This window comes from Stenotrophomonas sp. SAM-B (genome assembly GCF_013387485.1).
Lineage (GTDB): Bacteria > Pseudomonadota > Gammaproteobacteria > Xanthomonadales > Xanthomonadaceae > Stenotrophomonas > Stenotrophomonas maltophilia_AA.
On sequence record NZ_JABBXB010000007.1, the window covers coordinates 1 to 26242 of the forward strand.

Consider the following 26242-nt stretch of genomic DNA (forward strand, 5'->3'; position numbering starts at 1 on the left):
CCAGCGGCCGGCACTACCGATTGCGAACGCTGCACCGCCCTTCGGCGGCCGCACCACCGGCGCGGTCGGCGAACCGGCAACAAAAAACCCGCCTGTTGCCAGGCGGGTTTCGATGCTTCAGCTCAGACCCCGAGGACTCAGGCGTCCAGGCGGACCAGCCAGCCATGACGGTCCGGCAGGCGGCCGTACTGGATGTCGGTCAGTTCCTTGCGCAGCGACATGGTCACTTCGCCGGCCGGGGCGTTGATGTCGCCCACCGAGAAGCCCTCGCCCTTGAGCTGGCCGATCGGGGTGACCACCGCAGCAGTGCCGCAGGCGAACGCTTCCACGATCTCGCCGGAGGTCACGCCGTCCTTCCACTCATCGAGGGTGACCTTGCGCTCTTCGACCTTCATGCTGCGGTCGCGCGCCAGCTGCAGGATGCTCTCGCGGGTGATGCCTTCCAGGATGCTGCCCGACAGCGACGGGGTCACCAGGGTGCCGTCCTTGTAGACCAGGAACACGTTCATGCCACCCAGTTCTTCCAGGTACTTGCCCTCGACCGGATCCAGGAACAGCACCTGCGAGCAGCCCTGCGCCTGCGCCTTCTGCTGTGGCAGCAGCGAGGCGGCGTAGTTGCCACCGCACTTGGCAGCGCCGGTGCCGCCCTTGCCCGCGCGTGCATATTCGGTGGACAGCCAGATCGACACCGGGGCCACACCCTTGGCGAAGTACGGGCCGGCCGGGCTGGCGATCACGTAGTAGCCGGCCTTGTGTGCGCCGCGCACGCCGAGGAAGGCTTCATCGCCGATCATGAACGGACGGAAATACAGGCTGGATTCGTCGGCCGACGGCACCCAGCTGGCGTCCACCGCAATCATCTGCTTGAGCGATTCGACGAAGATCTCGACCGGCAGTTCCGGCAGCGCCAGACGCTGCGCCGAACGCTGCAGGCGGCGGCCGTTGGCCTCCGGGCGGAAGGTCCAGATCGAACCGTCGGCGTGGCGGTAGGCCTTGATGCCTTCGAAGATTTCCTGGCCGTAATGCAGCACCGCGGCGGCCGGATCCAGCTGCAGCGGGCCATACGGGCGCACCACCGCATCGTGCCAGCCGGTGTCCTTGTCCCAGCGCACTTCCACCATGTGATCGGTGAAGTGCAGACCAAAACCGGGGGCGGCCAGGATGCGCTCACGCTCCTCGCTGCTGCGCGGCTGGGCGGAACGGGTGGTGTTGAAGCTCACGGAAGACTGGGACACCGGATATTTCCTGTTCTGGTTACGGGGAACGCCGTGACGCCGGCTGGCGATGGGCGGTTACAGCATGCCGGTTTCGAGCCGGGCGGCCTCGGACATCATGTGGCGGCCCCACGGCGGGTCGAACACCAGCTCGACGTCGGCCTCGGCCACCGTCGGGATCATTTCCAGCTTGCTGCGCACGTCATCGACCAGGATCTCGCCCATGCCGCAGCCGGGCGCGGTCAGGGTCATCTTGATGTCGACCTCGCGCTGGCCGTCGTCCAGGTGCTTGAGGTCCACTTCATAGACCAGACCCAGATCGACGATGTTGAAGGGGATTTCCGGGTCGAAGCAGGTGCGCAGCTGCTGCCACACCAGTTTTTCGACCTCCTCGTCGGAGGCATCGGCGGGCAGTTCCAGCGCCGGGGGCGCTTCCTTGCCGATGGCATCGCCATCCTTGCCGGCGATGCGGAACAGATTGCCTTCGACAAAGACGGTATAGCTGCCACCCAGGGCCTGGGTGATATAGCCATAGCTGCCAGCCGGCAGCGTGACCGTTTCGCCCTGCGGGACCATGACGGCCTCGCAGTCGCGTTCGAAGTGGACAGGTTCACTGCTACGGGAATACATGTGGATCGATATGGGGGTCGCGGCCAATTCCCGCAAGGCGACCATTTTAGCCCAGTGGCCGCCCATGCGCCGGTCACCCCGCAAGCCGGTATCCTGTCCGGACTTACAGGAAGATTGCATGTCGCCCACGTCCGTGCCTGTCCGGAGCCGCCACTGGCTCTGGCCCCCGCTGTTTCTGCTTGGTGTTGTCACGGCCACGCTGGCCTGGTTGTTCATCGCCCTGCTCACCGGCCGCCAGGCCGGCTGGATGGCGGTTATTGCGGCGTTGGAGATCGCGTTCATGCTGCGCCTGGGGACCCTGCGCGCAGGCGCCGCCCGGGTGGTACTGACCCTGCTGGCTACCGCGCTGGTAGCGCTGGCCGCCAACTGGGGCATCGCCTCGGCCTACCTCGGCGGCTCGATGGGACTCACTCCATGGGAATCAGCGTTGCGCATGGGGCCCTATCTGGCCTGGACCCTGAGCGGCCTGGCCAACGGCGCGGTCGAATGGCTGTGGCTGGGTGTGGCGCTGGTCGTGGGCTGGTGGGTGGCGAGGTAACGCCCCCTGCACCCCGCCGCCGCATGCCATCGGTAGTGCCGGCCGCTGGCCGGCTCCTCATGACGTCGGAACGGCAACGCGCTGGCATTCACGCATGGCATTGAGCCGGCCAGCGGCCGGCACTACCGCAGGTCCGGTTTCGCCGTAGGTCCGGTGCCCCCTGTAGGTCACGACCGTTGGTCGTGACCCTTGCATCCGCGCCTCAATGCCCGCCGTCGAGCGCCTTCAGTTCGCTCACCAGCGCACTCGCCGCACCGGCACCATCGCCGTACAGCATCCGGGCGTTGTCGGCATAGAACAGCGCATTCTCGATGCCGGCAAAGCCGGTACCCTTGCCGCGCTTGATCACCACCACGTTGCGGGCGTTGACCACGTCCAGGATCGGCATCCCGTAGATCGGACTGGCCGGATCCGTGCGCGCGACCGGATTGACCACGTCGTTGGCACCGATCACCAGCACCACGTCGGTGTTCGGGAACTCCGGGTTGATGTCGTCCATGTCGGCGATCAGGTCGTAGGGCACGCCCGCTTCGGCCAGCAGCACGTTCATGTGCCCCGGCATGCGCCCGGCAACCGGGTGGATCGCGAACTTCACCTTGATGCCGCGATCGATCAGGCGCTGCGCCAGCTCCCACACCTTGTGCTGCGCCTGGGCCACGGCCATGCCGTAGCCGGGCACGATCACCACGCGCTCGGCGAAGGCCAGCATCGCGGCGACATCGCTGGCCTCGATCGGCTTCTGCGCGCCGCTGATTTCCTGCGCGACCCCGCCGCCGCCGAAGTTGGAGAACAGCACGCCGCTGATCGGCCGGTTCATCGCCTTGGCCATCAGGCGGGTCAGCAGGATGCCGGCCGCGCCGACCATCATGCCGGCGATGATCAGCGCCTCGTTGCCGAGCACGTAGCCCTCGAAGGCCACGGCCAAGCCGGTGAACGCGTTGTACAGCGAGATCACCACCGGCATGTCGGCGCCACCGATCGGCAGCGTCATCAGCACGCCGAGTGCGAGCGCGACCACGAAGAAGCTGATGATCGCCACCGGGCTCAGCGTCACCGCCGCCCAGATGCCCAGCACCACCATCGCCAGCGCGACCAGCAGGTTGAACGCCTGCTGCCCCGGGAAGGTGACGCGTCGGTCGAGCCGACCATCGAGTTTGGCCCAGGCGATGATCGAGCCGGACAGCGAGACCGCGCCGATCGCCGAACCGATCACGGCCAGCGCCAGCACCGTCGCGGACGGCTGGCGCGCGGCGAGATCGGCCAGCGCCTGCTCGCTCCAATGGGTGGTATCGCGGTTGGCCAGGAACGAGAAGCGCAGCAGTTCGACCGCGCCGATCGCCGCCGCGGAACCGCCGCCCATGCCGTTGTAGAGCGCCACCATCTGCGGCATGTCGGTGATCGCCACGCGCTTGGCCGACCACCACGCCACGCCGGTGCCGATCGCCACCGCAGCTAGGATCAGCGGGATGTTGTGCAGCTCGGGCAGGAAGAACGTCGCCACCGTGGCGATCAGCATGCCCAGGCCGGCCCAGCGGATGCCGCTGCGCGCGGTCATCGGCGAGGCCATGCGCTGCAGGCCAAGCAGGAACAGGGTCGCGGCCACCAGATAGCTCACCTGGACCAGCCACTGCAGCAGTTGCGCGGTGGTCACGTTCAAGGCGTCTTCTCCCCGGCGTCGCGCTTGGCGCTGGGCTTGAACATGTCGAGCATGCGTTCGGTCACCACGTAACCGCCGGCCGCGTTGCCCGCGCCGAGCACCACCGCGATGAAGCCGATGATCTTCTCCAGCGGGGTCTGCGCGTGCCCCAACACCACCATCGCGCCGATCAGCACGATGCCGTGGATGAAGTTGGACCCGGACATCAAAGGGGTATGCAGGATCACCGGCACCCGTGAAATGATCACGTGGCCGGCAATGGCGGCCAGCATGAAGATGTACAACGCCACGAACCCGTCGCTCATTGCAGTCACTCTCCCAAGCGGTCATCCCGTCCCCTGCATCATAACCATGCGCTGAACCAATCGGGCGGGCCGGTCAACCGCAGCCGTCCTGGCGCGTTCTCACGGTATCCCCCTGCCGGAACGCTACCCTGTGCTGGTGAGCTCTCCCCTACCGTCGACGGATGCCGACCTGCCTGCCACGCCCGAGGTGGCGCTGCCGGTGTCGCTGGATGCGTTCCTGGCCGGGATCGGCCCGCGCGCGTTCCGCTTCGCCGAGGCCGGCCTGCGCCAGCGCGACGACGCGCTGGATGCGGTGCAGGACAGCATGTTGAAGATGCTCGGCTACCGCGACAAACCCGCCGCCGAGTGGGCGCCACTGTTCTGGAGCATCCTGCGCCGCCGCGTGGTCGACCTGCAGCGCCGCCGCGGATTCCGCCTGAAATTCTGGCGCAGCAGCGACGAGGCCGGCGGCGAACATGACATCGACTGGGCCGACAGCGCGCCCGGCCCGGCCCAGGCCCACGAGCAGCGCGACCAGTACGCGCAGCTGGTGCAGGCGCTGCGGGAGCTGCCCGCCCGCCAGCGCGAGGCCTTCACCCTGCGCGTGCTGCAGGACCTGGACGGCGCCACCACGGCCAAGGCCATGGGCTGTAGCGAAGGCGCGGTCAAAACCCATCTTTCGCGCGCCCGCCACGCGCTGCAGCAGTCTCTGGAGATCGCCCTGTGAACCGCCCCCTGCCCCCTTCGATGCATGACGATGCCGCCCTGCGGCAGCTGCATGCGCAGGCGCTGGATACCCTCTCGCCGGTTACGCTGGCGCGGCTGCGCAGCGCGCGTCATGCCGCCTCGCCGGCCAGGCGGCACGCCCCGTCCTGGTGGATGGCCACGGCCTGTTCGGCAGTGGTCGCGCTCGCGTTGGGCTACAGTTTCCTCCTCGGCGAATCGACCGCCCCGCCGGCAACGGTCGTGGCGAGCGCGGCCGATGACGGCAGCGATGTCCTCGACGAGAATCCCGATCTGTATTTGTGGCTGGGCGGCACCGACCTGGCAATGGAGTGATGATGAAACCGCGACTGTCCCTGGGGCTGGTGTTGCTGACGCTGAGTGCGGCCGCGTGGGCCCAGACCGCCCCGCTGCCGGACTGGGACAAACTCAGCCCGCAGCAGCGCGAGGCGTTGATCGCGCCCGTGCGCGACCGCTGGAACGACGCCCTGGCGCCGCAGCGCGAGCGCATGCTGCAGCATGGCGAGCGCTGGCTGACCATGACCCCGGAACAGCGCGCGCAGGCGCACCGGGGCCGGCACCGTTTCGAGAACATGACGCCGGAACAGCGCGAGCAGGCACGTGCGCTGTTCGGCCAGATGCGCAGCATGACCCCGGAACAGCGCCAGGACCTGCGCGACCGCTGGGCACGGATGACCCCGGACGAACGCAAAGCCTGGCTCAAGGCGAACCCCGCCCCGCCGCCGCCGAAGCGCTGAGCAATTAACGGGGACGGAGGGGATTATTAACTACCTCCGTCCCCGTTTTTTCAGGCGGCGACCCAGCGGGTTTTCGCGAGCAGTTCGTCGTCCCAGTCGAAGGTGACGGCCCCCTCTTTCAGGAACAGGGCGACGAAGTTGTAGAGGTTGCGGGCATACATCTCGCTGGCATGCACCGCGCCCTGGCTGGCCAGGTTGAGCGGGCCATCGATGAGCACGCCGTCCAGGTCCACCACCTCACCCGGTTGCGTGGCCTCGCAATTGCCGCCGGTTTCCGCGGCGAGATCGACGATCACGCTGCCCGGCTTCATGCCACGCGCCATCGCGGTGCTGACGATCTTCGGCGCCGGCCGCCCCGGCACGGCGGCGGTACAGATGACCACATCCACCGTACGCAGATGCTCGCCAAGGCGACGCTGCTGCTCGGCGCGTTCCTCATCGGTCAACGGCCGTGCATAGCCACCTTCGCCGACCGCGCTGACACCCAGGTCGAGGAACTTGCCGCCCAGCGATTCGATCTGCTCGCGGGTTTCCGGGCGCACATCGAAGCCTTCCACCTGCGCGCCCAAGCGACGCGCCGTGGCGATCGCCTGCAGGCCCGCCACGCCGGCGCCGACCACCAGCACCTTGGAGGGACGGATCGTGCCGGCGGCGGTGGTGAGCATCGGGAAGAAGCGCGGTGCGCGCTGGGCGGCGATCAACGTGGCTTTGTAACCGGCCATGCCGGCCTGCGAACTGAGCACGTCCATCGATTGCGCCCGCGTGGTGCGCGGCAAGCGCTCCAGCGGAAACGCCTGCAGGCCGCGCGACTGGATCAGGCCCGCCCGCTCGGCGTCGGCCTGCGGGTGCAGCATGCCGATCAGGCTGGCGCCGGATTTCAACCGCGCAAGGCGGTCGTTGGACGGTGGCTGCACGCACAGCACGATGTCGGCCTGGCCCAGGCGGGTGTCATCGGCGGGCTGCGCACCCACGTCCTGATACAACGCATCGGGGAAGCCGGCAGCCAACCCGGCGTTTGGCTCGAACGACACGCCCGCGCCGAGCGCGATCAGCTTGCGCGCCGTTTCCGGCGTCATCGCCACGCGCCGTTCCCCCGGCGCATGTTCCTTTACCACCAACACCTCGACAGCCATGCCTGTCCCCGACGATCAGCGGATTGTGGGCTGATCGTAACCTGATCGCCGGGCCAGCGTGGCCCGGCGGCTCAATGCACGGTGGCGTTCCTGGTATCCAGCCGATCGATCACGCCCTGCATGGCGCTGTCGAACGCGCCATCGTCGATATGCGCCCGCAGGCGACCCAGACGCACCATCACCGCCAGTTCTTCCGGCGAAGCCACGCAGAAGCGCACCCCGCGCCGGTTGACGAACAGCAGGCGCTGGGAAATCGGGCTCACCCAGGACAGCTTGCCGGCCTGGACCTTGCCGTCCTTGTCGACGAAATCCAGCCAGGTGCCGATCTCCAGGCCGCGGAAGCGGTCGGCATCGGCATTGTCGAAATCGCTGACATCGACCTTGCTGCCCAGCTCCACCGCCGCCGATTCCTGCGTCGGCGGCGACGGCAGCGCCACCTGCGGCAGTTCGGGCAGCGCGCGTTCCAGCTCGGGGCGCGATTCGGCGATGCCCTGCAGGGTGTCGTGCAGCGCATCGATCGCACTGTTCGCCGCATCGGCATGCACGCCGACGCTGGCAAACACCTTGCGCAGCGCCGGATGCCAGGCCTGCAGCCAGGGCTTGCCGACGATATGGCGGCGCGCCTCGGCCACTTCCTCCAGCATGCCATCGGCCAGGCTCAGTGCCTCGCCGACCGACGCCCCGTCTTCGCCTTCGCGCAGCACGGTCAGGGTCAGATGGTGCTGCCAGGGCTGGCGCAGGAACTCGCCGATCGCCTGCGGCAAGGTGGTATCGCCGATCCGGCGGTCCAGTTCGGCACTGGCGCGCTGGCGGGCCATTTCGAGCTTTTCCTGGCCGCGCTGGGTTTCGGCGGCACGCCGCTCGGCGATCTCGATCCGGCGCCGGTGCTGGGTCAGGAAATCGCGGAATTCTTCTTCCAGGGTCAGGAAGATCGCCAGGTTCTCGTTGAACTCGGCGACCAGGCGCTCGATGATTTCCTCGACCTTGCCCATCAGCACGCGCTCGGCCTGGCTCTCGCCGGTGTTGCCTTCGCAGGCCTCGGCCAGCGAGTTGAGCAGCTTGCGCGCCGGGTGGGTCTTCTGCACGAACATGCGGCGATCGAGCATGGCGACCTTGACGAAGGGCACCACCAGCCGGCCGATCAGCTCGCGCGAGCGGCCCTCCAGGTCGCGCTCGTCGAGCATCACGTCGAACAGCATGCCGACCAGGTCGATCGCATCCTCGTCCTGCGGGTCCAGCCGCGCCTGCGCGGGATCGACGCCGAGCCGGGTCGCGCCGGACAGTACTTCACTCTTCAGGCGTTGCGCCAGCGATTCGCCGTCCTCGCCGATCGCCGCACGCAGGGTCGCGCTCGGCGTGGCCTGCAGCAGCGAGAGCACCGACATCATCTCGCGCTGGCTCAACGGACGCTGCTGGCCCACCGCGACGCTGGCCGCCGACGTGGCGTCCTCGCGTACGTGGCGGGTCTGCTGCAGGAGTTCATGCAGAGCATCGAGCAGCATGCCCTGGTTGCCGCCAAGGCTCTCACCGCCCTCGCCATACCCGTCCTGCGCGGCCTGCGCGGCCTGCGCGCCACCGCTACCCTGGAGGCGGCCACGGCTCTCGGCCCAGCGGTCGGCGAAACGACGGGCCCAGGCGGGTGCCTGCCCCTCGTCGCCCGCCGCGCCCAGCCCGGCCTCGGTCTCGAACCCATCGAAGGCGTCGCGGTCATCGCGCTGTGGCGGCGACGGTGCGCGCGGCGCAGGCCGGCGCGCGGCCATCTGCGGCATCACGCCAGCCGCGGCCAGTTGTTCGTCCAGATACTCGTACCGCTTGCCGATCGGCTGCTGCAGGTCGCGCTCGCACAGTTTGATCAGCACCAGCCGCACTTCCGGGGCCAGTTCACAGTCGGCGAAGGCCTCATGGATGGCCACGCCGAGGTGCTCGGGGCTGATCGGATTGGTATCGGCCTGCAGTTCCAGGCCGCCGGCGATCACGCCCAGGCGGCGGTCCAGCCGCGACAGCACCGGCTTGAAGTCGCGCAGCAGAACGGTGGCGAAGTTGCGCACCGCCAGCCGGGATTCCAGCACGTGTTCGGGCACCAGGCTCAGCCCGTCCTCGATCTGGCCGGCCAGGGTGGCCTCGGCCGACAGCGGCTCGCCCCGCTCCAGCGCGTCCCAGGCCTGGGCCAGGTGGGCGCGGAAGCCGGACACGATGTCCTCCCGGCGGCGGCGCAGCTCGCGCATGCCGTCCAGGAACAGCAACTGCGACGCGCCGGCGGTACCGGCACGGTCGAACAGCACATCATCGAAGCGCGCCAGCACCGTCGAGAACGACTCGACCAGCCCCGGCAGCACGGCCTCGCGGGCCATCTTCAACAACGCCGGGTCACGGCCCGGGTGCCCCCCTACATTGGGCGTGGCAATCATGCGAAAAGGCTCCCCACCCTCGCAGGCACTGAGTACAGCATGGAAACAACGATCGCCGGCGCACCCCATGCGCCCACGTTCGGATGGTAGGCCGGCCGACCGGTCAGAGACAGTGAAACAGTCGACACTTTAAACCTCGTTACCGGTGGCCCGGCAGGCTTTGTATCGTAAGCGCAGCAGGCCCCGGAAGCGAGTACAGCCACGTGAAGGAAGTCCGCTGATTAGGTGATGTTCATCACGCTTTGTCGCAAATTGCACCGAGATACCCAGGACCGTGTCACAAACGGTCGCGACTATAATCGGGGCACCGTGAAGCCAGATCGAGAGACCATGTCCGTTCCCCCCGCGCTGCATGCCCTGGACGCCCGCCGTTCGGTCCCCGCCAAGCAACTCGGCGAGCCCGGCCCCGACCCGGCGACCCTGCTGCGGATGCTGGCCTCGGCCGTGCGCGTGCCCGACCACGGCAAGCTGGTGCCCTACCGCTTCCTGCGGATCACCGGCGATGCGCGTCACAGTCTGGGCGCGTTCCTCGCCGAGCGCGCCGTCCAGCGCGACCCCCAGGTGTCGCCGGCCCAGCTGGACAAGGACCGCCAGCGTTTCTCCCATGCCCCGCTGGTCATCACCGTCATCGCCAGCCCGCGCCCGAACCCCAAGGTGCCCGAGGCCGAACAGCTGATGACCGCCGGCTGCGTCTGCTTCGCCCTGCTGCAGGCCGCGCAGGCGCTGGGCTTCGGCGCCCAGTGGCTGACCGCCTGGATGGCCTTCGACCCCGCCGTGCACGCCCACCTCGGGCTGGCCGAGGGCGAGCAGATCGCCGGCTTCATCCACATCGGCACGCCGAAGACCGCGGTTCCCGAGCGCGAGCGCCCGGATCCCGCCGCGCTGCTGCAGGACTGGGAGGGCTGAGATGTCCGCCCTTGCTGCCGGCCCCGGCATGGCCCCGCCGCCGCTGCGTGCGCCGTTGTACCTGGTCGATGCCAGCCTGTACGTGTTCCGCGCCTGGCATTCGATGCCGGATGAGTTCCAGGACCAGCAGGGCTGGCCGACCAATGCCGTGCACGGCTTCGCGCGCTTCCTGCTCGACCTGCTCGAGCGCGAGCGGCCGGCGAACATCGCCATCGCGTTCGATGAAGCGCTGGACAGCTGCTTCCGCCACCGCATCTATGCCGCCTACAAGGCCAACCGCGATCCCGCGCCGGATGCGCTGCGCCGCCAGTTCGCGCACTGCAAGGCGCTGTGCACCGCGCTCGGCCTGGCGGTGCTGGCCCACCACGAATACGAAGCCGACGACCTGATCGGCAGCGCCTTGCACGCGCGCCGCGACGCCGGCATGCGCGGGGTGATCATCTCCGCCGACAAGGACCTCTCGCAGCTGCTGTTCGAGCATGACGAGCAGTGGGATTACGCGCGCAACCAACGCTGGGGCATGGCCGGTGTCAAAGCCCGCCACGGCGTGCATGCGCACCAGATCGCCGACTACCTGGCGCTGTGCGGCGATGCGGTCGACAACATCCCCGGCGTGACCGGCGTGGGCGCCAAATCGGCCGCCGTTCTGTTGGCGCATTTCGGCAGCCTGGACGTGTTGTATGAGCGCCTGGACGAAGTGCCGTTCCTGCGCCTGCGCGGTGCGGCGCAGATGGCGGTGCGGCTGCGCGAACAGCGCGAGCATGCGCTGCTGTGGCGCCAGCTGACCACGATTGCGCTGGATGCCCCGCTGGAGGGCGCCGCCGTCGATTTCAGCCGTGGCGTGGCCGACGCGCAGATGCTGCAGGGCCTGTGCGATGCGCTGCGGTTCGGGCCGTTGACCCGTCGCCGCCTGTTCACCGCCGCCGGCCTGTCCGATTCCTCTTCCGTTGCCAGCGAGTTCGCATGAGCCCTACTACGCAAGACCCGAAAGTTGTGTTTGAAGGCAAGTACCAGCGCATGGTCGTGCGCGGCACCTGGGAGTACAGCGAGCGCACCCACGCCGGCGGCCTGGCCGCGATCATCATCGCGGTTACCCCGGCAGACACCGTGCTGTTCGTCGAACAGTTCCGCATCCCGCTGCAGGCCAGGACCATCGAGATGCCGGCCGGGCTGGTCGGCGACATCGATGCCGGCGAGTCGATCGAGGTTTCCGCCGTGCGCGAGCTGGAGGAAGAAACCGGCTGGACCGCCGAGCACGCCGAGGTGCTGATGATCGGCCCGACCTCCTCCGGTGCGAGCAGCGAGAAGATCGCCTTCGTGCGCGCCACCAGCCTGCGCAAGGTGGGTGAGGGCGGTGGCGATGCCAGCGAAGACATCACCGTGCACGAGATTCCGCGCGCCCGCGCCGCGGCATGGCTGGTCGAGAAGATGGGCCAGGGTTACGAGCTGGATGCCAAGCTGTGGGCCGGCCTGTGGATGATCGAACATCACCTGGACGGCACCCCGCGTGGCTGATTCGTTGGCCCATCCGGACACCGCCACGGCCCTGCTGGGGCCGGCCGACCCGGCGCCGTTCACCGTGCACCAGGCGCAGGGCCGCTCACCGTTCCTGCTGATCGCCGACCATGCCGGGCAGCAGGTGCCGGCGTCACTGGCCGGGCTCGGCCTGCCGCAGGCCGAACTGGACCGCCACATCGGCTGGGACATTGGTATCGCCGGGGTCACCGTGGAACTGGCGCGCCTGCTGGATGCGTGGGCGATCACCCAGACGTACTCGCGGCTGGTGATCGACTGCAACCGGCCGTTGGCCTCCCCCACGCTGATGCCGGCGGTCAGCGACCTCACCGTGGTGCCCGGCAACCAGGGCCTGTCGGCGCTGCAGCGGCAACAGCGCGTCGAGGCGATCCATGCGCCCTACCATGCGCGCATCGATGCCGAGCTGGACACGCGCCAGGCGCAGGCGCGGCCGACGTTGCTGGTGATGATGCACAGCTTCACCCCGGTGATGAATGACGCCGAGCGGCCGTGGCATGCCGGCGTGCTGTACCACCGCGACACGCGGTTCGCACATCGCCTGCTGGATGCGCTGCGCGATGAAGGCGACCTGGTGGTGGGCGACAACCAGCCCTACGCGGTGAGCAGCACCAGCGACTATGCCGTGCCGGTGCATGGCGAAGGCCGTGGGCTGCTGCACGTGGAGCTGGAAATCCGACAGGACCTGATTGCCGATGCCGCCGGCCAGCAGGCCTGGGCGCAGCGATTGGCGCGCATCTTCACCGCCCTGCAGCCGCAGCTGGTCGCAGTGCCAGCGGCATAAGGCGTACTGTCGACCAGCGCCGGTAGTGCCGGCCGCTGGCCGGCAACCCAACATCACCCCAGCGCAGGCGCCTCCATCCACGGAAACGCACGGTATCCGCGCATTTCCAGCGTAATGCCGGCCGCCTGGAAGCCCGCCGCAATCGCAGCGGCACGTGGGCGCTCCAGGTCGCGACCGAGTTCCACCGGCAGGTCACGGCACAACGCCAACGCCCGGCCCACCGGAACATCCAGCACCGCTGCAACGATGCGGGCAGCGCCCTTCACCTTCGATGACGGGCACTGCACCAGCGCCACGTCGAACGCGGCGAAAATCCCGCGCCCCACGCCCAGCGCACGCGCGGCCTGTCGTGCCTCGGCCGTCGCCTCGCCCAGTGCCTCATCGATGCCCGCCACCTGCAGGAACGCGTCGTACTCGCTGTAGTACGCCAGCGCCTGCGCGTAGTCGTCCAGCGTGGACAACGGACGCTGGCGCTTCTGCACGTCCAGCACATCGGCGAAGGTGGCGGCCTCCAGGTACGTGCTCAGCGCATGCTCGGCAGCGAACGCCTCCACGCTGGGGTCGTCATGCTCAGCGTCATGGTCGGACAACCAGAACCGGGCATCACGTTCGTCGCCGTCGGTTGCGTAGACCCAGCCATACCGGTCCCACACGTCACGGTCGTTGCTGCATCCCGCGATGGCCTCAAGCGCCTGGCCCAAGGCAAGAAGGTCGGTCATCGCCTTATCCTTCACCCGCGCATACCGGCGCCGCCGTCGCGGCATCTTCCTGCGGCCGCAGCCACAGCGCGACGCCCACGCCCAGCAGCGCGAACAGCGCCGCGCCGTACTGTGCGTTGATCATGCCCTGCAGGGCCGCGTCACTGCTGGCGCCCGCGCTGCCACGACCGGCATTGGCCACCATCACCAGCAGCGCCAGGCCCAGCGCGCCACCGATCTGCTGCGCCGTGGCGGCCATGCCGGAGGCCACGCCCTGCTGCGCGGCCGGCACGCCCTGCCCGGCTACGATCCACATCGAGGTCCAGGTGATGCCTTGGCCGAGGCTGAGCACCACGATGCCCGGCAGCAGCGCCCAGTAGGTCGCGCCATAGGGCAGCGCGACGGCGACCGCGGCGATGCCGATCGCGCCGGCCAGCATGCCCACCGTCAGCACCTGGCGCGGGGAACGCCGGGCGAGCATGCGCTCGGCGATGCGGATGCCGAACGTGCACACCAGGGTCGGCGGCAGGAACGCCAGCCCCGCCTGCAGCGCGCTCCAGCCATAGCCGTCCTGGTAGTACAGCGCGAGGAAGTAGTACTGCACGCCGTAGCTGCTCATGAACAGCATCGTCAGCAGCATCGCCGCACGCAGGCTGCGCAGGCGCAGCAGCGCGAACTGCATCAGCGGGTCGCGGCTGCGGCGTTCGATCTGCACGAAGGCCGCCAGCATCACGGCCGACACGACCAGGCAGACCAGCGTGCGTGGCGCCAGCCAGCCCCACTCCGGGCCCTGCACCAGCGTGGTCACCAGCAGGCTGCCGCCGACGGTCACCGTCATACAGCCGGCCAGATCGAACGAGCGGCCGGCCAGCGGCGCGGCGTCGCGCGGCAGCCACCAGCCACCGAGCAGCGCGCAGCCGCCGGCGAACGGCACGATCACCAGCAGCACCGAGGCCCAGCCGAAGCTCTGGGTCAGCACGCCACCGAGCAACGTGCCCAGGGCCAGGCCGCCGGCGCTGGCCATCGACCAGATCGCCAGCGCGCGGTTGCGCGGCGCGCCTTCGGCGTAGAGCGTATTGATCAGCGCCAGCGTGGCCGGGAACAGCAACGCCGCACCGATGCCCTGAACCGCGCGGGCGGCGATCAGCAGCCAGGCGCTGTTGCTGAAGCCGCCGACCAGCGAGGCCAGCGCGAACAGCGCCATGCCCAGCCGATAGATCCGGCGGCGCCCCAGCAGATCGGCCGCGCGGCCGCCGAGCAGCAGGCAGCCGCCGAACGCCACCGTGTAGCCGCTGACGATCCACTGCAGCTGCTGGGCATTGATGTGCAGCTGCGCGCCCATCTCGTGCAGGGCGACGAAGATGATCGTGGAATCCAGCGCGATGATCAGCTGGGCGGTGGCGAGCAGGGCCAGGGCCAGGCGGGGGAACGCCAGCGCCGGGGTGCCAGCGGGAGACAGGGGGGAGGTCATGCCGACTCGGTGGGACGTAAGAAGGTGGGCAGTCTCATTGATGACGCCGCATAAATAAACCCGGATACTTCGATATCTGTCATGCATATCTGCATGAATCGGAGGAGCGATGGACCTCAACGCCGTGCGCATGCTGGTGCAGGTGGCCGAAGCACGCAGCTTCACGGTCGCCGCCGGCCAGCTGGGGATCAGCCAGTCCGGGCTGTCGCGGGCGATCGGGCGGCTGGAAAGCGCGCTCGGTGTGCGCCTGCTCCACCGCAATACCCGCAACGTCAGCCTGACCCCGGATGGCCGCCAGTTCGTCGAACACTGCGCGCCGCTGCTGAGCGGGCTGGAGGATGCCGAGCGGCGCCTGGGCGATCGGCCGTCCACGCCCTCGGGCGTGTTGAAGCTGACCGCGCCGTCGATGTTCGGGCGCAAGGTGCTGGTGCCGCTGGCCGGGCAGCTGATGGCCGCGCATCCCCAGCTGCAGTTCGAGCTGGTGCTGAATGACCGGCTGGTCGATCTGGTCGAGGAAGGTTTCGATGCGGCGCTGCGCACCGGGCCGATCAGCGATGTGCGCATGGTGGCGCGGCCCCTGCGGCCGTTGAACTGGGTCACGGTCGCCTCGCCGGCCTATATCGCGCGGTACGGAGAACCGGCCAGCGTCGATGCACTGCACGATCACGCCTGCCTGGCGGTGCGCAATCTGCGCAGCGGGCGGTTGGTGGACTGGCAGTTCCGCGAGACCGACGGTCAGCTGCGCGAGTTCACCCCGCCGGCGCGGATGGTGTTCGACAGCGGCGACCCGCTGGTGGAAGGCGCGCTGGCCGGGATCGGCATCGTGCAGGTGATGGATTTCGCGGTGGCCGATGCGCTCGCCGACGGCCGGCTGCAGCGGGTGCTGCAACCGTTCGAGGGGCGCAGCCGGGTGCTGTCGCTGGTATACCCGCCCTCGCGGCAGGCTTCGCCGAAGCTGCCGGTGTTGGCGCAGGCTTTGTTGGGCGGTGATTGGTAACCCGCCGCATCACGACCAACGGTCGTGATCTACCGCGCGACGTCAGGGGGTGACCCGGTAGGTGCCGACCGTTGGTCGGCACGCCTCCATCAACCCGCGAAGCGATCCGTCGCACGCACCAGCGCGTCGACATTCTCGGCTTCGAACGCGGAGTGACCCGACGCCGGGCTGATCTCCAGCGTCGATTTCGGCCACGCCTTGTGCAGTTCCCACGCACTCTGCAGCGGGCAGACCACGTCGTAGCGGCCGTGCACGATCACGCCGGGAATATCGGCGATGCGGTGCGCGTCACGCAGCAGTTGCTCTTCCACCTCGAAGAAACCGCCGTTGACGAAGTAATGATTCTCGATGCGGGCGAAGGCCAGTGCGAACTGCGGATCCTGGTGGCTGTTCACGAAGTCATCGTCCACGTGCAGGAAGCTGGTCGCGCCTTCCCACACGCTCCACGCCTTGGCCGCGGCCAAGCGGGTGGCTTCATCGTCGCTGGTCAGGCGGCGGTGGAAGGCGGAGATCAGGTCGTGGCGCTCCACGGCCGGGATCGGCTCGAGGTAATGCTCCCACGCATCCGGGAACAGGCGGTTGGCGCCTTCCTGGTAGAACCATTCCAGCTCCCAGCGGCGCAGCATGAAGATGCCGCGCAGGACCAGTTCGGTCACGCGCTGCGGGTGGGTCTGGGCATAGGCCAGCGCCAGGGTCGAGCCCCAGCTGCCGCCGAAGACCTGCCAGCGATCCACCTTGAGGTGCTCGCGCAGCTTCTCGATATCGGCGACCAGGTCCCAGGTGGTGTTGTCGACCAGGTCCGCATGCGGCGTGGAACGGCCGGCACCGCGCTGGTCGAACAGGATGATCCGGTACTTGGCCGGGTCGTGGAACTGGCGCATTTTGTCGCTGCAGCCGCCGCCCGGGCCACCGTGCAGCAGCACCACCGGCTTGCCGTCGGGATTGCCGCACTGCTCGAAGTACAGCGTGTGGCGGTCATCGACCTTCAGGGTGCCGACGTCGTAAGGGGTGATGGCGGGATACAGCGTACGCATGACAGGAACTCCATGTGGAATGACAGTCGCCGCATCACGCTGCGCGGCGGCCCGGTGGACAGGTCATTCTAGCCTCGGGGTCACCGCAGGGACGGCACGCGGTCAGGCCGGCAGACAGCCCAGGCTCACCCGGTCGCGCTGTTCCAGATCGTGCTCGGTGGCGACCGACTGGAAACCGGCGCTCCGCAGCAGCGCGCGGATCGCCTCGCCCTGGTCCCAGCCGTGTTCGATCAGCAGCCAGCCGCCGGGAAGCAGGTGCGCTGCCGCACCGGCGATGATCAGCCGGATGTCATCCAGCCCGTCGTGGCCGGAGGCCAGCGCGGTGGCCGGCTCGAAACGCAGGTCGCCCTGCACCAGGTGCGGGTCGGCGCTGGCGATATACGGCGGGTTGGTCGCGATCAGATCGAACCGCTCACCCGCCAGCGGGGCATACCACGCGCCTTGCCGGACGCTGACGTTGCCCAGCGCGTGACGCTGCGCGTTGCGCGCCGCGACCGCCAATGCGGCCTCGCTGAGGTCGGTGGCGATGACAGTGGCCTGCGGCCGTTCGCTGGCCAGCGCCAAGGCGATCGGGCCGCTGCCGGTGCCCAGATCCGCGATCCGCAACGGGCGGTTCTCCGGCAACCGCGCCAGCGCCAGCTCGACCAGCAGCTCGGTCTCCGGGCGCGGAATCAGGGTGGCCGGGCTGACCTCCAGATCCAGCGTCCAGAAACCGCGGCGGCCCAGCAGGTAGGCCACCGGCGCGCCGGCCACGCGCTTGGCGAGCAGGGCCTCGAACGCCGCGGCATGCGCCGGCTCGACCGGATCGGTGGCGTGCGCGAACAGCCAGCTGCGCTCGCGCTCCAGGACGTGCAGCAACAGCAGTTCCGCTTCATGCCGACCTTCCACGCCGGGCAGGCGGGTGGCGGCATCGGCGAGCAGCTGGCGGATGTCAGGGGCGGCGGTCATGGCGGGACGGAACAGCGGTGGGGCGCGCAGTGTAGTCCACGGGGCCATGGGAGCCGGCCCCGCGCCAGGGCTGTCCGCGACCGGCAACCGATTGAATCCACGCATCGACACTCATATATGGATCTGTGGCCACTATCGATTTCAGTCCGAAATCCGGGTCCGTCGGCCGCCCGGCCCGCGCAACCGTTCAGGTTGCTGCTCCCCCCGGATATGCAGAAGCTATGGCACCGCCCGCCGCCTGTTCGGGCGTGGTCATTGCGCTGCAACGGTTCTGACGGATAGCGCCGCCACCCTTCATCGCAGGATCAGCTGCTTTTGATAGTCTATGTCTATCGCATAGATGCAATCAATGGATTGTCCTTATGGGAACGGAGCCGCTAACCTGTGTTGGTCGCTTCACCCACCCCCTTCACCAAGAGGAACAACGATGTCGCTCATCAACACCCAGATCCAGCCGTTCGAAGCCAACGCCTACCAGAACGGCGAGTTCATCAAGGTCTCCGACGCCACCCTGAAGGGTCACTGGTCCGTGCTGATCTTCATGCCGGCCGCGTTCACCTTCAACTGCCCGACCGAGATCGAAGACGCCGCCGATCATTACGCCGAGTTCCAGAAGGCCGGTGCCGAGGTCTACATCGTCACCACCGACACGCACTTCTCGCACAAGGTGTGGCACGAAACCTCCCCGGCCGTCGGCAAGGCCCAGTTCCCGCTGGTCGGCGATCCGACCCACCAGCTGACCAACGCCTTCGGCGTGCACATTCCGGAAGAAGGCCTGGCCCTGCGCGGCACCTTCATCATCAACCCGGAAGGCGTGATCAAGACCCTGGAGATCCACTCCAACGAGATCGCCCGTGACGTCTCCGAGACCCTGCGCAAGCTGAAGGCTGCCCAGTTCACCGCCGCCAACCCGAACCAGGTGTGCCCGGCGAAGTGGAAGGAAGGCGAAAAGACCCTGACCCCGTCGCTGGACCTGGTCGGCAAGATCTAAGCCGCTTCTCATCCCCATCCCCGCACGCCGGGGGTGGGGGTGAACCCAAGCCGGTGCCCCACGCGTCGGTTTCGGTTCACCCCCATGTCGCGCAGATGCACCCGCGGGGTTCGTCGACGCTGTTCCCTTGCCTGAATCAAGGAGTTTTTCGATGTTGGATGCCAACCTCCAGTCCCAGCTGAAGACCTATCTGGAACGTGTCACCCGTCCGATCCAGATCACGGCGCACGTGGATGACGGCGCCAAGTCGCAGGAGATGCTCGAGCTGCTGAACACGCTGACCTCGCTGTCGACGCAGATCAGCCTGGACGTGCGTCGCGACAGCAGCGAGCGCACGCCCTCGTTCGCGCTGACCACGCCGGGCCAGGACATCCACCTGGTGTTCGCGGGCCTGCCGATGGGCCATGAGTTCACCTCGCTGGTGCTGGCGCTGCTGCAGGTCGGCGGCCACCCCTCCAAGGCCACGGCCGAGCTGATCGAGCAGGTGCGCAACCTGGAGGGCGAGTACCGCTTCGAAACCTACTTCTCGCTGTCCTGCCAGAACTGCCCGGACGTGGTCCAGGCGCTGAACCTGGCAGCGGTGCTCAACCCGCGCATCCAGCACGTGGCGATCGATGGCGGGCTGTTCCCGGCCGAGGTCGAAGCGCGCCAGATCATGTCCGTGCCGACCGTGTACCTCAACGGTGAAGTGTTCGACCAGGGCCGCATGACGCTCGAGCAGATCGTCGCCAAGCTGGACACCGGCGCGTCCAGGCGCGATGCCGAAAAGCTCAGCACCAAGGCACCGTTCGACGTGCTGGTGGTGGGCGGCGGTCCGGCCGGCGCGGCCGCAGCGATCTATGCCGCGCGCAAGGGCATCCGCACCGGTGTGGCGGCCGAACGTTTCGGTGGCCAGGTGCTGGATACGATGGCGATCGAGAACTTCATTTCCGTCACCGAAACCGAAGGTCCGAAGCTGGCCGCGGCGCTGGAACAGCATGTCCGCGAGTACGAGGTGGACATCATGAACCTGCAGCGCGCCACCGCACTGGTGCCGGCAGGCGACGATGGCCTGGTGGAGATCAAGCTGGAGAACGGCGCGTCGCTGAAGTCGCGTTCGGTGATCCTGTCCACCGGTGCACGCTGGCGCCAGATGAACGTGCCCGGCGAAGACCAGTACCGCAACAAGGGCGTGGCGTACTGCCCGCATTGCGACGGTCCGTTGTTCAAGGGCAAGCGTGTCGCGGTGATCGGCGGGGGCAACTCCGGCGTGGAAGCGGCGATCGATCTGGCGGGTCTGGTGACGCATGTGACCCTTCTGGAATTTGATGACAAACTGCGGGCCGATGAAGTGCTGCAGAAGAAGCTGCGCAGTCTGGGCAACGTCACCATCATCACCAGCGCCCTCACCCAGGAAGTGCTGGGCGATGGCCAGAAGGTGACGGGCCTGGTCTACCAGGACCGCGTCGGGGGCGACTCGCACCGGGTGGAACTGGAAGGCATCTTCGTGCAGATCGGTCTTCTGCCGAATACCGAATGGTTGAAGGACACGGTGGCCCTGTCACCGCGTGGCGAGATCCTGATCGACGACCGCGGCCAGACCAGCGTGCCGGGTGTCTTCGCCGCAGGCGATTGCACGACCGTTCCGTACAAGCAGATCGTCATCGCGATGGGCGCCGGTTCCACTGCGGCACTGAGCGCCTTCGATCACCTGATCCGCACCTCCGTTCCCAAGAGCAGCGGCGCTGTCGCCGAAGCTGCCTGAAACGTCCGGTTCCCGGTTCGCCGGGAACCTTGTCTGTCTGCTGGGTAGCCACGCCATCACCCGGTCCATTGCCGTGAGAGGTCCAAGGAAATGAACCTACGTGATTTGAAGTATCTGGTGGCGCTGGCCGACCACCGCCATTTCGGCAAGGCGGCCGCCGCCTGCTTCGTCAGCCAACCCACCCTGTCCACCCAGATCCGCAAGCTCGAGGATGAGCTGGGTCTGCCGCTGGTGGAGCGTGCACCGCGCAAGGTCATGCTGACCCCCGCCGGGGTGGAAGCCGCCGCGCGTGCACGCACGATCGTGGCCGAGGTGGAGCAGATGAAAGAAGCCGCGCGGCGCAGTCGCGATCCCGAGGCCGGCACGGTCCGGCTCGGCATCTTCCCGACGCTGGGTCCGTACCTGTTGCCGCATGTGATCCCCAACATCCGCGAGCGCTTCCCGCAGCTGGAACTGCTGCTGGTCGAGGAAAAAAGCGACGAGCTGCTGACCCGCCTGCGCGAGGGCAAGCTGGATGCCGCCCTGCTGGCGCTGCCGCTGGACGATGACCAGCTGCATGCCGAATTCCTGTTCGAAGAGCCCTTCCTGCTGGCGGTCTCGCAGCAGCACCCGCTGGCGCGCCGCCAGCACCTGGACGTGCAGGAGCTGTCGTCGCAGAGGCTGCTGCTGCTCGAGGACGGGCACTGCCTGCGCGACCAGGCGCTGGCGGTATGCCGGCTGTTCGGGGCCAACGAGAAATCGGAGTTCCGCGCGACCAGCCTGGAAACGCTGCGGCAGATGGTGGCCGCCGATGTGGGCATCACCCTGCTGCCGACGCTCTCGGTCAAGCCGCCGGTGCCGCGCTCGGACAACATCCGCCTGCTGGATTTCAGCGGCGATGACCGCCCCAGCCGCCGCATCGCGATGGCGTGGCGCCGCAGTTCGGCGATGACCGGCTTCCTGGAGCAGCTGGCCCAGCAGTTCAAACGGCTGCCGCAGGGCCTGTTCGCGCTGGAGTCCACCGATGTCCCGGTGGCCGCCGCCACGCCGCTGCCACGCGCCGGCTGAGCCTGCCTGAACCGGCCGACGCGGCCGATACGCCGGACGGGTCGCATCCGTCTACGATTGTCAGCACAATAGGACGAGGCGGTGCCAGCAGGCGCCGCCTTTTTGCATGGGTCTTCCACAAACGCAAGGAGCTACACCATGTCCACTTCCAGCGGACTGCCCCCCTCGATCATCGTTTCAAGCCACGACATGGACCGCCTGGACGCCATGCTCGAGTCTCCCGCTGTCAGCCAGACGCCCGCCGGGATCGCCCTGGCCGAGGAACTCAACCGCGCGACCGTCGTGGCGCCGGACCAGGTTCCCGAGGGCACCGTCATGATGCATTCGCGCGTGGAGTGCGAAGATGAGCTGCAGAACGAAAAGCATGTTCTGACGCTGGTCTATCCGCGTGAGGCCGATGTTGAACAGGGCAAGGTCTCGATCCTGGCACCGGTGGGCACCGCCCTGCTGGGCCTGTCGATCGGCCAGACCATGGATTGGGTGGCCCCGGGTGGGCGCAAGCTGCGCCTGCGGGTGACCGCCGTCCACCACCAGCCCCACGCCTGATCCCGCCTGCTGCGTCGTCGCGCAGGTTCACCGATTCGTCCCAGGAGTTGCAATGAGCACCGTTTCGCTGTCCAAACTCTCCCAGCTGCGTGATCTGTCCGTGGTGGTTGCCGATACCGGCGATTACGAGGCGATCAAGCGCTTGAAGCCGGTCGACTGCACGACCAATCCCACCCTGGTGAAAAAGGCGCTGGATCTGCCGGTGTATGCCGATCTGATCGACAGCGCATTGGCCTGGGGCCGCGAGCAGGGTGGCGAGCGCGAGACCATCGTGCACGCGGTGGCGGATCGCCTGACCGTGGGCGTGGGTACGCTGCTGAGCACGCTGGTGCCGGGCCGGGTCTCGACCGAGGTCGATGCGGACCAGGCACACGATACGGCGGCGACGGTGGCCAAGGCGCGCCAGTTCATCGCGATGTACGAAGCGGCCGGCGTGCCGCGCAGCAAGGTGCTGATCAAGATCGCGGCGACCTGGGCAGGCGTGGAAGCAGCACGCCAGCTGCAGGCCGAGGGGATCGACTGCAACCTGACGCTGATCTTCAACCCGACCCAGGCGCTGGCCTGCAGCGAGGCCGGTGCGTTCCTGATTTCGCCGTTCGTCGGCCGCATCCTGGACTGGTATGTGGCCAATGGCCAGGCGCCGGCCAGCATCGATGAGGACCCGGGCGTGGTGTTCGTGCGCGGCGTGTATGCCGAGTTCAAGCGCCGCGGCTCGCCGACGGTGGTGATGGGCGCGTCGTTCCGTTCGACGGCGCAGATCGAGGCGCTGGCGGGCTGTGATCGTCTGACGATCTCGCCGGAGCTGCTGGAGAAGCTGGACGCCGATCACGGCGAACTGCCGCGCAGGCTGGTGGCCGGTGCGGCCGAATCCGTCCAGGTGACGCCGATCGATGGCGCGCGGTTTGCGGCGGATCTGGCAGCCGACCCGATGGCCACGGAGAAGCTGGCGAGCGGCATCGATGCGTTCGCCAAGGATCTGGAGGCGTTGCGCCAGACGATCCGCGAGCGGCTGTAAGCGCTGGCGGTTGGCTGGACGACGAAAGGCCCCGCTCTGCGGGGCCTTTTGTTTTTAGCGCTTACGGCGACGGCAACCGCTCACTTTCGTCGGGGTTGGCGCGTTGGGGAGGGCAGTAGAGCAGCGAACCCTTTGCTGTCCGTTGGGCCTGATAGAGCCGACCGTGGGTCGGCTCCGGGGTATCAGGCGTCCACGCCGATGGGGCAGCTGACGCCGGTGCCGCCGATGCCGCAGTAGCCGTTGGGGTTCTTGGCGAGGTACTGCTGGTGGTAATCCTCGGCGTAGTAGTACTCGGGCGCGGGGAAGACGATGTCGGTGGTGATCGGGCCGTAGCCGCTGTCGTTGAGGCGCTGCTGGTAGGCGTCGCGGCTGGCCAGGGCAGCGTCGAGCTGGGCCTGGGTGGTGGCGTGGATCGCGGAGCGGTACTGGGTGCCGGTGTCGTTGCCCTGGCGCATGCCCTGGGTGGGGTCGTGGCTTTCCCAGAAGACCTGGAGCAGGCGCTCGAGCGGGACGACGGCGGGGTCGTAGACGACCTCGACGATTTCGGTGTGTCCGGTGAGGCCGGAGCAGACCTCTTCGTAGGTGGGGTTCGGGGTGACGCCGCCGGCGTAGCCGACCGAGGTCGAGTAGACGCCCGGGATGGTCCAGAATTTGCGCTCGGCGCCCCAGAAACAGCCCATGGCGAAGCGGATGCGCGCCAGGCCGGTGAAGCTGTCCTTGAGCGGATGGCTGTTGACGTAATGCTGGTTGTGCAGCAGCGGCAGGGGCTGGTCGCGGCCCGGCAACGCTTCTTCCGGACGCGGCAGGCGCTGCTTGAAGGCGCCGATGCCCAACAGACCGTTTCCAATACCCAACATGGCGTTCTCCTAGGCCGGCAACAGGCCGGCGCTTTCGTCTCCGTCGAATATGGGGTCGTCCGGGGCCGTGCCCAAGTCCAGTTGGGCGACGATGTCTTCCGCTTCGGGACGGGCAAGATCGGGAACGCAGACGCGCAGGACGCCGAACAGCGGGAGCTCGCCCATCCCGCCCAGCAGCGATTCCCCGAAGACGAACGCAGGGATGCCGGCGTCCTCCAGGGCGTGTTTGACCAGATGGGCGTCGAACAGGTTGTCGGCCTGGTAGATCACGTGCATGGGCGGGCTCCGGAGGGCATGGGGCCAGCATACGCCCGGGGGCTGAAGGCGTGCCGACCCACGCGGCGGTCATCATCCAGGCGCAACCGGATCCGGTCGTGCCGGCCAGCGAAAGGCGTGCCGACCAACGGTCGGCACCTACCCGTTTAGCCTGTCGCGCTGCGACAGGCTAAACTGTTGGTCTTTCTGCCTTTTAACTGCGACCGCGCATCATGTCCGAGTCTACCGCCGCCCCCACCGACGCCCTTCCGGAAGCCCAGGAAAAACGGGATTTCATCCGTCAGATCGTCCGCGAGGACCTGGCTGCCGGCAAGCATGCCGCGATCAAGACGCGCTTTCCGCCGGAGCCCAACGGCTACCTGCACATCGGCCATGCCAAGTCGATCTGCCTGAACTTCGGCATCGCCGGCGAGTTCAACGGTGTGTGCAACCTGCGCTTCGACGACACCAACCCGGCCAAGGAAGATCCGGAGTACGTGGCCGCGATCCAGGATGACGTGCGCTGGCTGGGCTTCGAGTGGAACGAGCTGCGCCATGCCTCGGACTATTTCGATGCCTATTACCTGGCCGCGCAGAAGCTGATCAGCGATGGCAAGGCCTATGTGTGCGACCTGACGGCCGAGGAAGTGCGCGCCTACCGCGGCACCCTGACCGAGCCGGGCCGTCCGTCGCCGTTCCGCGAGCGCAGCGTCGAAGAGAACCTGGATCTGTTCCGCCGCATGCGCGCGGGCGAGTTCCCGGATGGTGCGCGCACCGTGCGCGCCAAGATCGACATGGCCAGCGGCAACATCAACCTGCGCGACCCGGCGCTGTACCGGATCAAGCACGTCGAACACCAGAACACCGGCAATGCGTGGCCGATCTACCCGATGTACGACTTCGCGCATGCGCTGGGCGATTCCATCGAGGGCATCACCCACTCGCTGTGCACGCTGGAGTTCGAAGACCACCGCCCGCTGTACGACTGGTGCGTGGACAACGTCGATTTCGCCCACGACGATGCGCTGACCCAGCCGCTGGTCGATCGCGGCCTGCCGCGTGAAGCCGCCAAGCCGCGCCAGATCGAATTCTCCCGCTTGAACATCAACTACACGGTGATGAGCAAGCGCAAGCTGATGGCGCTGGTCACCGAGCAGCTGGTGGATGGCTGGGAAGACCCGCGCATGCCGACCCTGCAGGGCCTGCGTCGTCGTGGCTATACCCCGGCAGCGATGCGCCTGTTCGCCGAGCGCGTGGGCATCAGCAAGCAGAACTCGCTGATCGACTTCAGCGTGCTCGAAGGCGCGCTGCGCGAAGACCTGGACAGTGCCGCCGCACGCCGCATGGCGGTGGTCGATCCGGTCAAGCTGGTGCTGACCAACCTGCCGGAGGGCCACGCAGAAACCCTGACCTTCGCCAACCATCCCAAGGATGAGGCGTTCGGGACCCGCGAGGTGCCGTTCGCGCGCGAGCTGTGGATCGAGCGCGAGGATTTCGCCGAGGTCCCGCCCAAGGGCTGGAAGCGCCTGGTGCCGGGCGGCGAAGTGCGTCTGCGCGGCGCCGGCATCATCCGCTGCGATGAGGTGATCAAGGACGCCGACGGCACCATCACCGAGCTGCGCGGCTGGCTGGATCCGGAATCGCGCCCGGGCATGGAAGGTGCCAACCGCAAGGTCAAGGGCACCATCCACTGGGTCAGCGCCGTGCACGCGGTGCCGGCCGAGATCCGCCTGTACGACCGTCTGTTCTCGGTGCCGAACCCGGACGACGAGTCCGACGGCAAGACCTACCGCGATTACCTCAATGCGGACTCCCGCCGCACCGTCACCGGCTATGTCGAACCGGCTGCGGCCAGCGCCACGCCCGAGCAGTCGTTCCAGTTCGAGCGCACCGGCTACTTCGTCGCCGATCGCCGCGACCACACCGCGGCCAAGCCGGTGTTCAACCGCAGCGTGACCCTGCGCGATACCTGGTCGGCGTAAGCGGCCCCCGGCCGGTGCCTGGCACCGGCCACCGTGTATTTCCAGCGCGACCCTGCCACGGCAGGGCCTGCGCTCCAGCACTCCCGCGA

General features: G+C 67.9%; 27 protein-coding genes. 15 read left to right on the plus strand and 12 right to left on the minus strand.

Going from position 1 to position 26242, the window contains the following annotated elements:
* Nucleotides 1–137: 137 nt before the first annotated feature.
* Both HH110_RS14465 and sufT read right to left on the minus strand, forming a co-directional pair.
* On the minus strand, nt 138–1235 hold the full coding sequence (locus HH110_RS14465) for a branched-chain amino acid aminotransferase (RefSeq protein ID WP_176990315.1): 1098 nt from the start codon (nt 1233–1235) through the stop codon (nt 138–140).
* Nucleotides 1236–1292: 57 nt separating this feature from the next.
* On the minus strand, nt 1293–1844 hold the full coding sequence (sufT, locus tag HH110_RS14470; protein WP_019182393.1) for a putative Fe-S cluster assembly protein SufT: 552 nt from the start codon (nt 1842–1844) through the stop codon (nt 1293–1295).
* Nucleotides 1845–1962: 118 nt separating this feature from the next.
* Here sufT and HH110_RS14475 point away from each other — a divergent pair, with 118 nt between their 5' ends.
* Entirely contained in the window at nt 1963–2382 is a 420-nt protein-coding gene (locus tag HH110_RS14475; RefSeq protein ID WP_176990316.1) for a hypothetical protein, read from the plus strand.
* A gap of 202 nt (nt 2383–2584) precedes the next feature.
* On the opposite strand, the gene HH110_RS14480 is transcribed toward HH110_RS14475, so the two are convergent.
* Nucleotides 2585–4039, minus strand: a complete 1455-nt coding sequence (locus tag HH110_RS14480) for an NAD(P)(+) transhydrogenase (Re/Si-specific) subunit beta (RefSeq protein ID WP_176990317.1) — start codon at nt 4037–4039, stop codon at nt 2585–2587.
* Complete coding sequence (locus tag HH110_RS14485; RefSeq protein ID WP_121044596.1) at nt 4036–4344, minus strand: NAD(P) transhydrogenase subunit alpha; 309 nt, start codon at nt 4342–4344, stop codon at nt 4036–4038. Before HH110_RS14485 ends, HH110_RS14480 begins: the two co-directional genes overlap by 4 nt.
* A 130-nt stretch (nt 4345–4474) precedes the next feature.
* On the opposite strand from HH110_RS14485, the gene HH110_RS14490 reads away from it, so the two are divergent.
* Genes HH110_RS14490 through HH110_RS14500 form a run of 3 tightly spaced genes read left to right on the plus strand, consistent with a single transcriptional unit; the run spans nt 4475 to nt 5804 of the window.
* Nucleotides 4475–5050, plus strand: a complete 576-nt coding sequence (locus HH110_RS14490; protein ID WP_176990318.1) for an RNA polymerase sigma factor — start codon at nt 4475–4477, stop codon at nt 5048–5050.
* 20 nt (nt 5051–5070) lie between these two features.
* A complete protein-coding gene (locus HH110_RS14495) occupies nt 5071–5382 on the plus strand; it encodes a hypothetical protein (protein WP_176990450.1) in 312 nt (103 codons plus the stop codon).
* Nucleotides 5382–5804, plus strand: coding sequence for a DUF3106 domain-containing protein (locus tag HH110_RS14500; protein ID WP_176990319.1), 423 nt, complete (start codon nt 5382–5384; stop codon nt 5802–5804). The genes HH110_RS14495 and HH110_RS14500 overlap by 1 nt, the downstream gene beginning before the upstream one ends.
* Nucleotides 5805–5854: 50 nt before the next feature.
* On the opposite strand, the gene HH110_RS14505 is transcribed toward HH110_RS14500, so the two are convergent.
* Nucleotides 5855–6937: an NAD(P) transhydrogenase subunit alpha gene (locus HH110_RS14505; protein WP_176990320.1), complete on the minus strand. Its 1083-nt coding sequence runs from the start codon at nt 6935–6937 to the stop codon at nt 5855–5857.
* Nucleotides 6938–7008: 71 nt separating this feature from the next.
* Nucleotides 7009–9345 (minus strand): DUF1631 domain-containing protein, encoded by a 2337-nt coding sequence (locus HH110_RS14510; RefSeq protein ID WP_176990321.1) that lies wholly within the window; start codon nt 9343–9345, stop codon nt 7009–7011.
* Nucleotides 9346–9675: 330 nt separating this feature from the next.
* On the opposite strand from HH110_RS14510, the gene HH110_RS14515 reads away from it, so the two are divergent.
* From HH110_RS14515 to HH110_RS14530, 4 genes are read left to right on the plus strand one after another with little or no spacing between them, the layout of a single operon-like run.
* The gene (locus HH110_RS14515) at nt 9676–10251 is read left to right on the plus strand and encodes a nitroreductase (RefSeq protein ID WP_176990322.1); all 576 of its coding nucleotides are present in this window, start codon (nt 9676–9678) and stop codon (nt 10249–10251) included.
* Nucleotides 10252–10279: 28 nt separating this feature from the next.
* On the plus strand, nt 10280–11218 hold the full coding sequence (locus HH110_RS14520) for a 5'-3' exonuclease H3TH domain-containing protein (protein ID WP_176990451.1): 939 nt from the start codon (nt 10280–10282) through the stop codon (nt 11216–11218).
* A complete protein-coding gene (locus HH110_RS14525; protein ID WP_176990323.1) occupies nt 11215–11766 on the plus strand; it encodes an NUDIX hydrolase in 552 nt (183 codons plus the stop codon). Before HH110_RS14520 ends, HH110_RS14525 begins: the two co-directional genes overlap by 4 nt.
* Nucleotides 11759–12568 carry an N-formylglutamate amidohydrolase gene (locus HH110_RS14530; RefSeq protein WP_176990324.1) on the plus strand — a complete coding sequence of 270 codons (810 nt, stop codon included), beginning with the start codon at nt 11759–11761 and terminating at the stop codon, nt 12566–12568. Before HH110_RS14525 ends, HH110_RS14530 begins: the two co-directional genes overlap by 8 nt.
* A gap of 53 nt (nt 12569–12621) precedes the next feature.
* Here the strand turns inward: HH110_RS14530 and HH110_RS14535 are convergent, their stop codons facing one another.
* Both HH110_RS14535 and HH110_RS14540 read right to left on the minus strand, forming a co-directional pair.
* Complete coding sequence (locus HH110_RS14535; RefSeq protein WP_176990325.1) at nt 12622–13287, minus strand: hypothetical protein; 666 nt, start codon at nt 13285–13287, stop codon at nt 12622–12624.
* Nucleotides 13288–13291: 4 nt separating this feature from the next.
* Nucleotides 13292–14737, minus strand: a complete 1446-nt coding sequence (locus tag HH110_RS14540) for an MFS transporter (protein WP_176990326.1) — start codon at nt 14735–14737, stop codon at nt 13292–13294.
* 109 nt (nt 14738–14846) lie between these two features.
* Here HH110_RS14540 and HH110_RS14545 point away from each other — a divergent pair, with 109 nt between their 5' ends.
* Nucleotides 14847–15734: a LysR family transcriptional regulator gene (locus HH110_RS14545; protein ID WP_176990327.1), complete on the plus strand. Its 888-nt coding sequence runs from the start codon at nt 14847–14849 to the stop codon at nt 15732–15734.
* A gap of 89 nt (nt 15735–15823) precedes the next feature.
* On the opposite strand, the gene pip is transcribed toward HH110_RS14545, so the two are convergent.
* Together pip and prmC are read right to left on the minus strand one after the other, a co-directional pair.
* Complete coding sequence (gene pip / locus HH110_RS14550) at nt 15824–16768, minus strand: prolyl aminopeptidase (protein WP_176990328.1); 945 nt, start codon at nt 16766–16768, stop codon at nt 15824–15826.
* 102 nt (nt 16769–16870) lie between these two features.
* Nucleotides 16871–17716 (minus strand): peptide chain release factor N(5)-glutamine methyltransferase, encoded by an 846-nt coding sequence (gene prmC, locus HH110_RS14555; protein WP_176990329.1) that lies wholly within the window; start codon nt 17714–17716, stop codon nt 16871–16873.
* A gap of 427 nt (nt 17717–18143) precedes the next feature.
* Between prmC and ahpC the strand changes: the two genes are divergently transcribed.
* The 5 genes from ahpC to HH110_RS14580 all read left to right on the plus strand — a co-directional run bounded on the left by ahpC (nt 18144) and on the right by HH110_RS14580 (nt 23059).
* Nucleotides 18144–18707 (plus strand): alkyl hydroperoxide reductase subunit C, encoded by a 564-nt coding sequence (gene ahpC / locus HH110_RS14560; RefSeq protein ID WP_176990330.1) that lies wholly within the window; start codon nt 18144–18146, stop codon nt 18705–18707.
* 151 nt (nt 18708–18858) lie between these two features.
* The gene (gene ahpF, locus HH110_RS14565) at nt 18859–20451 is read left to right on the plus strand and encodes an alkyl hydroperoxide reductase subunit F (RefSeq protein ID WP_176990331.1); all 1593 of its coding nucleotides are present in this window, start codon (nt 18859–18861) and stop codon (nt 20449–20451) included.
* A gap of 90 nt (nt 20452–20541) precedes the next feature.
* The gene (oxyR, locus tag HH110_RS14570; RefSeq protein WP_176990332.1) at nt 20542–21498 is read left to right on the plus strand and encodes a DNA-binding transcriptional regulator OxyR; all 957 of its coding nucleotides are present in this window, start codon (nt 20542–20544) and stop codon (nt 21496–21498) included.
* Between the two features lie 138 nt (nt 21499–21636).
* A complete protein-coding gene (gene rnk / locus HH110_RS14575) occupies nt 21637–22044 on the plus strand; it encodes a nucleoside diphosphate kinase regulator (RefSeq protein WP_019182413.1) in 408 nt (135 codons plus the stop codon).
* Between the two features lie 52 nt (nt 22045–22096).
* On the plus strand, nt 22097–23059 hold the full coding sequence (locus HH110_RS14580) for a transaldolase (protein WP_176990333.1): 963 nt from the start codon (nt 22097–22099) through the stop codon (nt 23057–23059).
* A 182-nt stretch (nt 23060–23241) separates the two neighbouring features.
* Here the strand turns inward: HH110_RS14580 and msrA are convergent, their stop codons facing one another.
* The gene (gene msrA, locus HH110_RS14585; RefSeq protein WP_176990452.1) at nt 23242–23895 is read right to left on the minus strand and encodes a peptide-methionine (S)-S-oxide reductase MsrA; all 654 of its coding nucleotides are present in this window, start codon (nt 23893–23895) and stop codon (nt 23242–23244) included.
* Nucleotides 23896–23925: 30 nt separating this feature from the next.
* Nucleotides 23926–24192 (minus strand): DUF2007 domain-containing protein, encoded by a 267-nt coding sequence (locus HH110_RS14590; RefSeq protein ID WP_176990334.1) that lies wholly within the window; start codon nt 24190–24192, stop codon nt 23926–23928.
* A 212-nt stretch (nt 24193–24404) separates the two neighbouring features.
* Here HH110_RS14590 and HH110_RS14595 point away from each other — a divergent pair, with 212 nt between their 5' ends.
* Nucleotides 24405–26153 (plus strand): glutamine--tRNA ligase/YqeY domain fusion protein, encoded by a 1749-nt coding sequence (locus tag HH110_RS14595; RefSeq protein ID WP_176990335.1) that lies wholly within the window; start codon nt 24405–24407, stop codon nt 26151–26153.
* Nucleotides 26154–26242: the final 89 nt, after the last annotated feature.

Coding starts and splice junctions, on each gene's coding strand:
- sufT (WP_019182393.1), bottom strand. CDS start 1,844: ATGTATTCCCGTAGCAGTGAACCTGTCCACTTCGAACGCGACTGCGAG.
- HH110_RS14475 (WP_176990316.1), top strand. CDS start 1,963: ATGTCGCCCACGTCCGTGCCTGTCCGGAGCCGCCACTGGCTCTGGCCC.
- HH110_RS14485 (WP_121044596.1), bottom strand. CDS start 4,344: ATGAGCGACGGGTTCGTGGCGTTGTACATCTTCATGCTGGCCGCCATT.
- HH110_RS14495 (WP_176990450.1), top strand. CDS start 5,071: ATGCATGACGATGCCGCCCTGCGGCAGCTGCATGCGCAGGCGCTGGAT.
- HH110_RS14500 (WP_176990319.1), top strand. CDS start 5,382: ATGATGAAACCGCGACTGTCCCTGGGGCTGGTGTTGCTGACGCTGAGT.
- HH110_RS14505 (WP_176990320.1), bottom strand. CDS start 6,937: ATGGCTGTCGAGGTGTTGGTGGTAAAGGAACATGCGCCGGGGGAACGG.
- HH110_RS14510 (WP_176990321.1), bottom strand. CDS start 9,345: ATGATTGCCACGCCCAATGTAGGGGGGCACCCGGGCCGTGACCCGGCG.
- HH110_RS14515 (WP_176990322.1), top strand. CDS start 9,676: ATGTCCGTTCCCCCCGCGCTGCATGCCCTGGACGCCCGCCGTTCGGTC.
- HH110_RS14520 (WP_176990451.1), top strand. CDS start 10,280: ATGGCCCCGCCGCCGCTGCGTGCGCCGTTGTACCTGGTCGATGCCAGC.
- HH110_RS14525 (WP_176990323.1), top strand. CDS start 11,215: ATGAGCCCTACTACGCAAGACCCGAAAGTTGTGTTTGAAGGCAAGTAC.
- HH110_RS14535 (WP_176990325.1), bottom strand. CDS start 13,287: ATGACCGACCTTCTTGCCTTGGGCCAGGCGCTTGAGGCCATCGCGGGA.
- HH110_RS14540 (WP_176990326.1), bottom strand. CDS start 14,737: ATGACCTCCCCCCTGTCTCCCGCTGGCACCCCGGCGCTGGCGTTCCCC.
- HH110_RS14545 (WP_176990327.1), top strand. CDS start 14,847: ATGGACCTCAACGCCGTGCGCATGCTGGTGCAGGTGGCCGAAGCACGC.
- pip (WP_176990328.1), bottom strand. CDS start 16,768: ATGCGTACGCTGTATCCCGCCATCACCCCTTACGACGTCGGCACCCTG.
- prmC (WP_176990329.1), bottom strand. CDS start 17,716: ATGACCGCCGCCCCTGACATCCGCCAGCTGCTCGCCGATGCCGCCACC.
- ahpC (WP_176990330.1), top strand. CDS start 18,144: ATGTCGCTCATCAACACCCAGATCCAGCCGTTCGAAGCCAACGCCTAC.
- ahpF (WP_176990331.1), top strand. CDS start 18,859: ATGTTGGATGCCAACCTCCAGTCCCAGCTGAAGACCTATCTGGAACGT.
- oxyR (WP_176990332.1), top strand. CDS start 20,542: ATGAACCTACGTGATTTGAAGTATCTGGTGGCGCTGGCCGACCACCGC.
- rnk (WP_019182413.1), top strand. CDS start 21,637: ATGTCCACTTCCAGCGGACTGCCCCCCTCGATCATCGTTTCAAGCCAC.
- HH110_RS14580 (WP_176990333.1), top strand. CDS start 22,097: ATGAGCACCGTTTCGCTGTCCAAACTCTCCCAGCTGCGTGATCTGTCC.
- HH110_RS14590 (WP_176990334.1), bottom strand. CDS start 24,192: ATGCACGTGATCTACCAGGCCGACAACCTGTTCGACGCCCATCTGGTC.
- HH110_RS14595 (WP_176990335.1), top strand. CDS start 24,405: ATGTCCGAGTCTACCGCCGCCCCCACCGACGCCCTTCCGGAAGCCCAG.